Here is a 10,355-nt window from a genome sequence, read left to right as displayed (position 1 = left end):
CGCGATGAGGATTTTGTGGCCGTCATGCGGGCCGAAGGCGGGGCAAACCTGATCCTCGACATGGTCGGTGGCGACTATATCCCGCGCAACGTCAAAGCTCTGGCCGAGGATGGGCGGCTGGTCCAGATCGCGTTTCTGCAAGGCCCGGTGGTCGAGCTGAACTTTGCCCTGATGATGGTCAAGCGTCTGACCCTGACCGGCAGCACCCTGCGCCCGCAAAGCGATCTGGCCAAGGCCCGGATTGCGCAGGACCTGCGCGAAGCTGTCTGGCCTCTGCTTGAGGCTGGCAAGGTTGCGCCTGTCATCGACAGCGAATTTGATCTGGCCGAGGCTGCGGCCGCCCATGCACGCATGGAAAGCTCGGGCCATATTGGCAAGATCGTCCTGAACGTGGCGGGCTGAACTCTGCGCGCGCGGGGCAGACCCGCGCGTTCACGCAACCGCGCGGCGGTACAGGTGCCATGTGGCATGGCCCAGAACCGGCATCACTATGATCAGGCCCAACAGCATCGGCAGGGCGCCCAGAAACAGAAGGGCCGCCACGATGAAACCCCAGGTCAAGATGACGCCGGGGTTGTGACGCAACACGCGAAACGACGTCACGACCGCCACCGGCAATCCGACTTGCCGGTCCAGAAGCAATGGAAAACTGACGACGCTGACAGCCAGAGCGCAAAGAGCGAACACGAACCCAACAGCGAGTCCGACAACCATCATGGTCCAGCCGGCAACCGTAGTGAAGGCCTGCTTGGCAAAAGTGCCAAGCGACGCGGGGGCTTCTGGCCCCATTGTATGCGTATAGATGCTTTGCGCCACCATCAGCCAGATCAGCAGAAGCATCACCAGATAGAAGCCCAAAACCAGAATTGCGCCGAAAGCCGGAGAGCGGAATACGCCGAACGCATCCAGCCAATGCACCGTGCTGCCTTGTTCTCGTTTGCGGCTGATCTCATACAGCCCCACAGCTGCGACTGGACCGATCAAGGCAAAACCGGCGACCAGAGGCGCCAGAAGTGGAACCATGTTGACGTTCAGGGCAAAGCCGAACATCAAAAGCCCCGCGATCGGGTAGATCAGCACAATGAATATGGCATCCGCCCGTGTTTCGACAAAGTCGTGATACCCCGCCTTCAGACAAGCGCGCAGATCTTGCAGTGTCAATGTCTGCACCATCGGCAAGTGTTTGGTATCCGCGCTTCCGAGTTTTGAAACGCTATCCGAGACGTGATCACCGGCCGCCCCCAGATTCTGGGCCGCCCAACTGATCGGATTTCCGATTGTTTTAGCCATTTTCATCCCCTTTCCTGGCGAGGTTCGCGCCGCGGAATGGATCCGGCATTTGGTTGTCCGTGGCCGGACCAGCCGACAACGCCTGATCGCAGTATAGCACAGTTTGGCGGAATCCTGATCAACACTCTGATATCGGACGATTGCTCCGCATCGCAGTCATGTTAGCTTGATGTCAGGCAAGAGGAGGTCAGGATGCAGACAACAGCGAAAACGGTGGTATTGCACGAATTCGGCGGGCCCGAGGTTCTGCGGATCGAAGACAGGCCATTGGGCGACCCCGGACCGGGTGAAATACGTATCCGTCACCATGCCTGCGGTCTAAACTTTATCGATGTTTATCAACGCACTGGATTGTATCCTCTGGAACTCCCCCATGCGTTGGGGATGGAAGCGGCGGGTGTCGTCGAGGCCGTTGGGGAAGGGGTAACGCACCTGCAACCCGGTCAACGGGCCGCGTATGCCGCAGCCCCACCCGGCGCGTATTGCGAGGCCCGCGTAATGCCTGCGGCACAAGTGTGCCCTTTGCCGGATGGCATCTCTTTCGACGCTGCAGCGGCTATGATGTTGAAGGGTTTGACGGTTGAATACCTGTTTCACCGAACCACTCCGCTGAAACGTGGGGATACGGTGCTGTTCCATGCCGCGGCGGGTGGAGTCGGACTGATCGCCTGCCAATGGGCAAAATCCGAAGGGATCACCCTGATTGGCACGGCGGGAACCGACGAGAAATGCAGCCTTGCCCGGTTCAACGGGGCCGCGCATTGCATCAACTACCGGTCCGAGAATTTCGCCGAACGGGCGGCCGAGATCACCAAAGGCAAGGGTGTGGATGTGGTTATGGATTCCGTGGGGGCGGACACGTTCGAAGGATCGTTGAACTGCCTGAAACCGTTGGGGATGATGATTTCCTTCGGCAACGCTTCAGGCCCGGTGCCGCCATTCGATATCGGTGTTCTGGGTAAGAAAGGATCGCTCAAGATTACCCGACCCACCTTGTTCACCCATATTGCGGATCACTCCGTATGTCAGGCAATGGCGCGCCGTTTGTTTGGCAAGGTCGAGGGCAGAGAGGTCAAGATCCATATCGATCAGCGCTTTGCGCTTGACCAGATCGCCGATGCCCATCGTGCGCTTGAGGCGCGTCAGACGACCGGCAGCACAATTCTGGACCTCTGAACTGAGACCCGGCTTGAAAAGCCGGGTCCAACAAGCAGGTCAGAACCGATAAGCGACCCGGACTTGCAGTGTGGTTGCGTCGACATCCACATTGCTTCCATTGAAGTTATCGAATTCGTGGTACAGCAACTCTCCACCGACGCTCACGTTCGGCGCCACGATCTGTTCATAACCTGCACCGATGAACCACCCATCATCACTGCCCAGGGTGTCCGTACCCGCTTCGGCATAGCCTGCTGTGCCATACAGCAGACCTTGCGGGTTTACCTTGTAGCCTGCGCGCGCTTTCAGGCGCCATACATCTTCCACGGTCACCGCAACGTTGGACAAGCCCACGTCGGTCCAGTCATAGTCAAATCCGCCGCCAACGACCCAGTCGCCCAGATCATAATCATAGCCCAGGATGATACCGCCGATCGCGCCATCGCCATCGACACCGGACAGGCTGGTGTCCACATCGGCATAACCCAGTTGCAGACCGCCGTAGAACCCGGTCCAGTTGCCCGAGGATTGTGCCATCGCCGATCCCGCGACCACGGTTGCGACAGTGGTGATGAGAGCCAATTTTACAGTCATCTCATTTCCTTTCGATTGTCACTCTGCTCCGGTGAAATTCAGCTCACCTGTGCAGACATTTACGATCCGCTAACGTCATCGGATCAGTGATACCTACGAACTCCGGCCCGATTTCCGGCTTGAAACGTGACAAGACACGCCGGTGCCCTTTGAAAGCGGGCACTTCTTATACTGATGAGATAGGAAGAAATGAGAGGTCTTCAAACGACATGCGGCGGCGGAACGTTCCGCCGCCGACACATCTGAAAGTTTCAGCGGATTATTGCTTTTGCAACTCGGCGGGGGTCTTGTCCGCGATGTTTTCCCAGTTTGCACTTGCGCTTTCGATAAAGCCCGGGATGTCGCCTTCCCAGCGTTCCTGGATGTCTTCCGACAAGTTCAGGTACAGTTTGTTGTCGACGATTTTCCAGTGGTTCGGGTCACCGTCGAATTTGAAGCCCATGGCTGTACCAAAGGCACAATAGCCGCCGTAGGCAGGCAGGTAAGCTTCCGGGTTTGCTTCGAAGGCGGCTTTGTTTTCCTCGGACGAGAAACGGTACAAGGCATCGTCGTGCAGCGTGGTGATGCGGTAGTCGCCCTTGGTCGCTTCGCCGACGGTGAAATAGGCAACCGGGTCATAACCCTGCATGGCCAGACCGGTCGAGCTTGCGTTGATGTCCACTCCAGCGGCCAGAGCGGATGTTGCCAGTGCAACGGACAGAGCGACGCCACCGATCAGAGATTTAAACTTGTTCATTGTTCCACCTTTCGTGAAAGGAGCCTCGTCTATGTGCCGATCGGAAGCTCCGGATTGTTGTCCTGTGTGGCCCGTAATTGACCGTCACGACAGCGATCTGGGAAGCAGGTGGATCACGTTCAAAACAATGAATCGTGATTGTGCGTCAGAGAGGAACGTCTGTTCAAAAATGCAGGCCTGACATTACGCGTCCGGTTCAAAATCCAGAACAAACGCGATGACTTTGCAGGCCGCCATTTCACAAGGCCTCAGCAGCGCGCCGCTGATGCGTGTCTGATACAGGTTCAAGCTGACATAGTCGGTGCCGCCCAGTTCGTGCGCAACCAGCTTGTGGGATTTCCCCTTTGCCATCTGTTGGCGCACGACGACATAGCGCCGATCCCCTGATGTACCTGTAAAACTGCCTTCGGGCAGCGCGAAAAAAGCGGAAACGAAAGCGTCCGGCGGTGTCACGACTTTCCGATTTTCGGTTCAGTTCCGGCCTTGATCCGTGCGACATTGGTGCTGTGACGCCAGTAGATCATAAGGGTCAGGATAATCCCAAGGATAAAGGATTGTCCGTTTGTCAGAACAAGCACCCAGGTCGTTGAAAGCGCGGCCGCGGCAAGCGCGCCGACCGAGGATATCCGCCAGATCGCCGCTGCCACCAGCCAGCTGAGACAGCACGCAACTCCGACACGCCAGTCCAGCGCCAGCCAGAGGCCCAGAAAGGTGGCCACGCCTTTTCCGCCCTTGAAACCCAGCCAGATGGGAAAGCAATGACCCAGAAAGGCAAAAAGGGCTGCGACCTGCGCGGCGTCTTCTCCGGCATAAGCACGGGCAATCAGAACCGCGACCGCGCCCTTGGCCGCGTCGAACAGCAAGGTCAGCGCCGCGGCGGCTTTGTTGCCGGTTCGCAGGACGTTGGTTGCGCCGATATTTCCGGATCCGATTTCGCGCAGATTTCCCAGCCCCATGACCTTTGCAAGCAACAGCCCGAAGGGAATGGAGCCCAAGAGATATCCAACCACCGCCCACTGGAGCAGTTCGCTAGTCGAGTTGTCGATCGGGGGCATCAGGAACTCCGGAACACTTCTTTACCTGCAACATAGGTCGAAATGACCTTACCTTGCATCCGCTGGCCGTCAAATGGCGTGTTCTGAGATTTGGATTTTAAAGCAAAGCGATCAAGCACAAAAGGTACATCCGGGTCGAACAGAACCAGATCCGCCGGGGCACCTTGCGACAGGCGACCGCTTGTCAGACCAAGCCGTTTGGCCGGGTTCAATGCCATCGCCCGGAACAGGGTCGGCAAGTCCAACTGGTCGGCATGATACAGGCGCAATGCCGCAGGCAAGAGCGTTTCCAGCGCCACCGCGCCCGAGGCGGCCTCTTCAAACGGCAGGCGTTTGCTTTCTTCGTCCTGCGGCGTGTGCATCGAACTGATCGTGTCGATGAGGCCGGTGCGCACCGCCTCGATCACCGCCTGCCGGTCATCCTCGGACCGCAGCGGAGGCTTGACCTTGAAGAAGGTGCGATAGTCGGCCACGTCCAGCTCGTTCAGCGTCAGGTGATGGATCGAGGTGCCGGCAGTTATGTCCAGCCCGTTGCGCTTGGCCCGTTCCAGCGCGGGCAGGGCGCGGGCGGTGGTGATCTGGTCGGCGTGATAGGCCGCGCCCGTCATTTCCAGCAGCGCGATGTCACGGTCCAGCCCCATCCGCTCTGCCATCGGTGACACTGCGGGCAGGCCGCGCAATGCCGCGAACTTGCCGCTGGTCGCCGCCGCTCCGGCGCTGAGCCCCGGTTCCTGAGGATGGGCAATCACCAAAGCGCCACAGGACTTCGCATAGGTCAGGGCGCGGGAAAACACCTTGGTATTGGTGATGACGTGATCGCAATCGGTGAAGGCCACGGCGCCTGCGTCCTGCAAAAACCCGATTTCCGTCATCTCTCGCCCGTCGCGCCCTTTGGTCAGCGCGGCCATCGGCAGAACATTGACCGGCGCATCCGCCTGAGCACGCCGGGTCGCGAATTCCAGCGTTTCCGGCGTATCGACCGCGGGCAGAGTATCCGGTCGGGTGACGATGGTGGTGACACCACCGGCCGCGGCAGCGAGACCCGCGGATTTGTAGCTTTCCTTGTGCCGTTCCCCCGGCTCACACACCTTGACGCCGATATCGACGATGCCGGGGGCAAGGCACTTGCCGCCGCAATCGATGACCTGAGCGTCAGCAACGGGCGCATCCCCGTTACCCTTGCCCAGAATGAGGCCGCCGGCAATGTGCAGCCAGCCGGGACTGTCCGTGCCGCTATCAGGGTCGATCAGGCGGGCATTGGTGAAGATCAGGGTGGTCATGGAATGGCCCTTTCAATCGCGGCTTTGGTGGCGGCCGGGTCTGACTGGTACTTGATCAGATGCTTGTCGCCGCCCTTGGTGACAACCTGGACGAAGCTGCCCATGATATTCACGGCGGCGATCTGATTCAGCGGCACGCTGCGTCCGCCGGGACCGGTCAGTGCGGTGTCTGACAATTGCCAAGTGGCGACCATCTCTTCCGAGGCAAGGTACCACGCCCGTATGCCAATGGCGGCAAGGCCAGCAGGCGCTCCGGTCCAGACGTAAGGATTGCCGATCAGCCACAAAACGAGCATGGCACCGGCCATAGCAACAGCAGCCAGCCATGCATTTGTGCGGATATAGGCCCCTTTGTCCGGGGCGAAATTCACAGGATCAGCCATAAGACGCCTCCGATAACCAAAAGCGCGACCAGTGCCAGAATGGCCGATCCTACGCGACGGGGTTTGTCATCGGCTGGAATGGCCTGCGGGGCCGAGAAGGGCTTGGCGCTTTCGGTTTCGATCGTTCCCCCGGTCCAGTTCGTGGCCTCTTCCGTGAACAGGCCGATCAGACGCAGGCGCGGATCGGGGTTCAGTGTCGCCGGATGTCCGTTGAAAGCTGCGCTGCGAAGGGCCATGACCCAACCGTCGATTGCGACCAGAGCGTCCTGGTCCAGCTGGTCCGCAGACACGCCGCAGCCCTCGGTCAGATAGCCGTACAGCCCGAGGTCTTCGAGGTCGGAGACCGGGAAAATATCGATATGGCTGGGGTCCAGCCCGTCGACCCCAAGCACCTGATCGGCGGCACCCGGTTCGCGCAGGAACTTGGCCTCTTCCGGGAGCATGTCCAGCGTGAACAGGCGCAAGACGCCGCGTTCGTGGGGGGCGACGGTCAGATCGCTCATGCGGCCTCGCGCAGGTTGCGGGCCAGCAGATCCATCGCGGCCATGCGGACCGCGACGCCCATTTCCACCTGTTCCTGAATGACGGATCGGTTGATGTCGTCCGCCAATGTGCCGTCGATCTCGACCCCGCGGTTCATCGGCCCGGGATGCATCACGATCGCCTCGGGCTTGGCTTGCGCCAGCTTTGCGGCATCCAGCCCGTAGCGGTGATAGTATTCGCGTTCCGAGGGGATGAACCCGCCATCCATCCGCTCTTTCTGAAGGCGCAGCATCATGACAACATCAACGTCTTTCAAACCCTCGTTCATGTCGTCGTAGATTTCGGCCCCGAACTCAGCAAACTGGCTGGGCACCAGTGTCGGCGGGCCGATCAGTCGAATACGGTTTTCCATTTTGCCCAGCAGGATCAGGTTTGATCGCGCGACGCGGGAATGGGCCACGTCGCCGCAAATCGCGATGTTCAGCCGGTGCAGGCGGCCCTTGGCGCGTCGGATGGTCAGCGCGTCCAACAGGGCCTGCGTAGGGTGTTCATGTTTGCCGTCACCGGCGTTCAGCACCGCGCAATTGACCTTCTGCGCCAGCAGGTCGACCGCGCCGGAATGGGGATGCCGCACAACCAACAGATCGGGATGCATCGCGTTCAGCGTCATCGCGGTGTCGATCAGCGTCTCGCCCTTTTTGATCGAGCTGGCCTGCATTGCCATGTTCATCACATCCGCACCCAGACGCTTGCCTGCCAGTTCGAAACTGGCTTGCGTGCGGGTCGAGTTTTCAAAGAACATGTTGATCTGGGTCAGCCCCGACAGAACGTCCGAATGCTTGGTCGACTGACGGTTCATGTCGACATAGGACTCGGCCAGATCCAGAATTTCAGTGATATCGGATTGCGACAGATGCTCGATGCCAAGAAGGTGACGATGGGCGAAACGCATGGGCGGGCTCCTGTCTGACAATCGGGCCGCTTATAGGAAGCTGTGCGGCGCAAGGCAACCTAAGGTTCCGTACCCTCTGACAGTTTTTCGCAGCCGCCTTCGGGCAGGCATTGTTCACCCGGCTTGCACCACTTGCCATAACCACAGTCGATGGCCTTGATCGGTACGCAGCCTTGATGCTCCGAGCATTTGAAACCGGGGCGGCATTGTGATCCGGTTTCCTCGCACAGGAACCACCCCGGACGAGTGCAGCCCACGCCGGGCAGGCAGGCCGAACCGCGCGCGCAGGTTCTGCCATCAGCGCATGTGGTCGGTGGCGTCGTATCCAGTTCGGGTGCGCTTCGTTCACATTCGCCACGGCCATTGCAGAAACTGTCGCCCGGACAATCCAGCCGCGATGCGCATTTGTTCAGGCCTGCGGGCGCACATCTGAGTCCACCGGCAACGCAGCGTTCGAACGGGCCGCAACTGCGCCCGCCGCCGCAATAGGTGCCGCCCAGTGGAATGCAATGGCCATCAAAACTGCATCTTTGCCCGCCTGAACAACATGTGCTGCCGCATTTGAACTGACCCGCACGGCACTGCCCGTGTTTGTCATGAAACGTGGCCCATGCCGGATCATCGGTGACAACCAGCACTAATCCAATGATGAGGAATCGCAGAAATCTGAGCATCGCACGCCGATGGTCGGCGCGACAGAGCGACCGATCAAGCCCTATTCGCTTTCCCTCAGCCCTCAGGCGGGTAAGTTATGCCTATGGAATCGGGCTTGGACTATTATTCTGCGCGGGCGCTGCTGGAATGGCAGATCGAACTGGGCGTGACCGACGCAATCGGTGATGTGCCGGTTGACCGGTACGCGTTGCCTGACACCACGGCCAAACCCAGGAACCCGGAAACGCCCCCCGCCGCCCCGGCAATGCCAAGGGATGTGGACCCGGTAGTAATCGCAGGATCCGCAGCGCGCGACGCGGGATCGCTGGATCAGCTGCGCGCAGCGATGGACGCGTTCGAACATTGCGAGCTCAAGCGCGGTGCGCGGCAGTTGGTCTTTGCCGATGGGACCCCCGGCGCGCGTGTGATGATCATCGGCGAGGCGCCGGGTCGCGATGAGGATCGCGAGGGTAAGCCCTTTGTCGGCCGTGCGGGTCAGTTGCTGGACCGGATGCTGGCGGCAATAGATCTGGATCGTCGCGAAAACGTCTATATCACCAATGTGCTGCCATGGCGGCCCCCGCAGAACCGCGACCCCAAGCCCGAAGAGATCGGGATGATGAAGCCGTTCCTGGAACGCCACGTGGCCCTGGCCAGACCCGAGGTTCTGGTTGTGATGGGGAATATCAGCTGTCAGGCGGTGCTGGGCAAACGTGGCATCACCCGCTTGCGCGGCAAATGGGATCAGGCAATGGATCTGCCAGTGATTCCGATGTTCCACCCGGCTTACCTGCTGCGACAACCGCAGATGAAACGGCAGGCCTGGGCGGATCTGCTGGAACTGAAAGCGCGGCTGCGAGGTGCAACATGAAGGTTCTGGCATTCTCTGATCTGCACATGGCGCGCAACCGGGCAGCCGATCTTGTTGCCGCCAGCGCCCAGGCTGATCTTGTCATCGGTGCCGGTGATTATTGCAATTCGCGTCAGGGGCTGGACGAGGCGATGCAGATGCTGTCCGGCATTTCGGCCCCGCTGGTCCTGATCCCGGGAAACGCGGAAAGTGCAGAAGAGCTGGGCAATGCGGCCCCGGACGGTGTCCATGTCCTGCATGGGTCTGGCATGACCATTGACGGCTTGCGCTTGTTTGGTCTTGGCTACGGCGTACCACCGACCCCGTTCGGAGACTGGTCCTGTGACCTGACAGAAGGTGAGGCGGCCGAGATGCTCGACCGGTGTGAAACGGCTGATGTCCTGATCGTTCATTCTCCGCCCAAAGGGTATGGGGATCAGACATCGCAAGGCCTTTCGGTCGGATCGACTGCCATACGGGATGCGGTGGAACGCCTTCAGCCGGGATTTGCGTTCTTCGGTCATGTGCATGAAAGCTGGGGCTATCGCGGGTCCTTGGGGCGAACGCATTTGGCCAATCTGGGCCCGACGCCAAGTTGGTTCGAGGTGGATACGTGATCGAATTCCAGACCTTGCTGGTCTTTGTTCCGGCGGCACTGGCACTGAACCTGACGCCCGGTGCTGATATGATGTTCTGCTTTGGCCAAGGGCTGCGATCCGGGGCGTGGCCTTCGGTATCGGCAAGCGCCGGCGTGTCCGTGGGTTCAATGATTCACGTGCTGCTGGCAGGGCTTGGGCTGGGCGCTGCGGTGTCGGCGCTGCCCTGGCTTTTTGAAGTGATCCGCTGGATGGGTGCCGTTTACCTGATGTATCTGGCCTGGGGTGCGGTCCGGCATGGCGCTTCGACTGGGGATGCGCCTG

General features: G+C 60.0%; 15 protein-coding genes. 5 read left to right on the top strand and 10 right to left on the bottom strand.

Features of this window, described 5'->3' with window-relative positions; all coding sequences use genetic code 11:
* Positions 1 to 402: zinc-binding dehydrogenase (locus AC2FNN_RS20390; protein WP_496760254.1), on the top strand; the 402-nt coding region annotated here is incomplete at its 5' end.
* A 30-nt stretch (positions 403 to 432) separates the two neighbouring features.
* Here the strand turns inward: AC2FNN_RS20390 and AC2FNN_RS20385 are convergent.
* A complete protein-coding gene (locus AC2FNN_RS20385) occupies positions 433 to 1,290 on the bottom strand; it encodes a DUF2189 domain-containing protein (protein WP_496760253.1) in 858 nt (285 codons plus the stop codon).
* Positions 1,291 to 1,482: 192 nt separating this feature from the next.
* On the opposite strand from AC2FNN_RS20385, the gene AC2FNN_RS20380 reads away from it, so the two are divergent.
* Positions 1,483 to 2,466 (top strand): quinone oxidoreductase family protein, encoded by a 984-nt coding sequence (locus tag AC2FNN_RS20380; protein WP_496760252.1) that lies wholly within the window; start codon positions 1,483 to 1,485, stop codon positions 2,464 to 2,466.
* Positions 2,467 to 2,505: 39 nt separating this feature from the next.
* Here the strand turns inward: AC2FNN_RS20380 and AC2FNN_RS20375 are convergent, their stop codons facing one another.
* The 9 genes from AC2FNN_RS20375 to AC2FNN_RS20335 all read right to left on the bottom strand — a co-directional run bounded on the left by AC2FNN_RS20375 (position 2,506) and on the right by AC2FNN_RS20335 (position 8,605).
* Positions 2,506 to 3,042 (bottom strand): outer membrane protein, encoded by a 537-nt coding sequence (locus AC2FNN_RS20375; protein WP_496760251.1) that lies wholly within the window; start codon positions 3,040 to 3,042, stop codon positions 2,506 to 2,508.
* A 259-nt stretch (positions 3,043 to 3,301) separates the two neighbouring features.
* Positions 3,302 to 3,778 (bottom strand): YHS domain-containing (seleno)protein, encoded by a 477-nt coding sequence (locus AC2FNN_RS20370; protein ID WP_171635047.1) that lies wholly within the window; start codon positions 3,776 to 3,778, stop codon positions 3,302 to 3,304.
* Between the two features lie 183 nt (positions 3,779 to 3,961).
* Positions 3,962 to 4,231, bottom strand: coding sequence for a hypothetical protein (locus AC2FNN_RS20365; RefSeq protein WP_496760250.1), 270 nt, complete (start codon positions 4,229 to 4,231; stop codon positions 3,962 to 3,964).
* A complete protein-coding gene (plsY, locus tag AC2FNN_RS20360; protein ID WP_496760249.1) occupies positions 4,228 to 4,833 on the bottom strand; it encodes a glycerol-3-phosphate 1-O-acyltransferase PlsY in 606 nt (201 codons plus the stop codon). The genes AC2FNN_RS20365 and plsY overlap by 4 nt, the downstream gene beginning before the upstream one ends.
* Positions 4,833 to 6,113: a dihydroorotase gene (pyrC, locus tag AC2FNN_RS20355; protein ID WP_496760248.1), complete on the bottom strand. Its 1,281-nt coding sequence runs from the start codon at positions 6,111 to 6,113 to the stop codon at positions 4,833 to 4,835. Before pyrC ends, plsY begins: the two co-directional genes overlap by 1 nt.
* Positions 6,110 to 6,496: a hypothetical protein gene (locus AC2FNN_RS20350; RefSeq protein ID WP_496760247.1), complete on the bottom strand. Its 387-nt coding sequence runs from the start codon at positions 6,494 to 6,496 to the stop codon at positions 6,110 to 6,112. Before AC2FNN_RS20350 ends, pyrC begins: the two co-directional genes overlap by 4 nt.
* Entirely contained in the window at positions 6,481 to 6,999 is a 519-nt protein-coding gene (locus AC2FNN_RS20345; RefSeq protein WP_496760246.1) for a hypothetical protein, read from the bottom strand. Before AC2FNN_RS20345 ends, AC2FNN_RS20350 begins: the two co-directional genes overlap by 16 nt.
* On the bottom strand, positions 6,996 to 7,931 hold the full coding sequence (locus AC2FNN_RS20340; RefSeq protein ID WP_496760245.1) for an aspartate carbamoyltransferase catalytic subunit: 936 nt from the start codon (positions 7,929 to 7,931) through the stop codon (positions 6,996 to 6,998). The genes AC2FNN_RS20345 and AC2FNN_RS20340 overlap by 4 nt, the downstream gene beginning before the upstream one ends.
* 59 nt (positions 7,932 to 7,990) lie before the next feature.
* A complete protein-coding gene (locus AC2FNN_RS20335; protein ID WP_496760244.1) occupies positions 7,991 to 8,605 on the bottom strand; it encodes a scavenger receptor class F, member 2 in 615 nt (204 codons plus the stop codon).
* 83 nt (positions 8,606 to 8,688) lie between these two features.
* Between AC2FNN_RS20335 and AC2FNN_RS20330 the strand changes: the two genes are divergently transcribed.
* The 3 genes from AC2FNN_RS20330 to AC2FNN_RS20320 form a co-directional block, all read left to right on the top strand.
* Complete coding sequence (locus AC2FNN_RS20330) at positions 8,689 to 9,456, top strand: uracil-DNA glycosylase (RefSeq protein ID WP_496760255.1); 768 nt, start codon at positions 8,689 to 8,691, stop codon at positions 9,454 to 9,456.
* The gene (locus tag AC2FNN_RS20325; protein WP_496760243.1) at positions 9,453 to 10,052 is read left to right on the top strand and encodes a metallophosphoesterase family protein; all 600 of its coding nucleotides are present in this window, start codon (positions 9,453 to 9,455) and stop codon (positions 10,050 to 10,052) included. Before AC2FNN_RS20330 ends, AC2FNN_RS20325 begins: the two co-directional genes overlap by 4 nt.
* On the top strand, positions 10,049 to 10,355 hold a 307-nt coding region (locus AC2FNN_RS20320), incomplete at its 3' end, for a LysE family translocator (RefSeq protein ID WP_496760242.1). The genes AC2FNN_RS20325 and AC2FNN_RS20320, both read left to right, overlap by 4 nt.

Source organism: Ruegeria sp. BHSA118 (assembly GCF_059613405.1).
The sequence above is the reverse complement of the archived record's forward strand: the minus strand, read 5'-3'. Positions and strand labels throughout refer to the sequence as shown.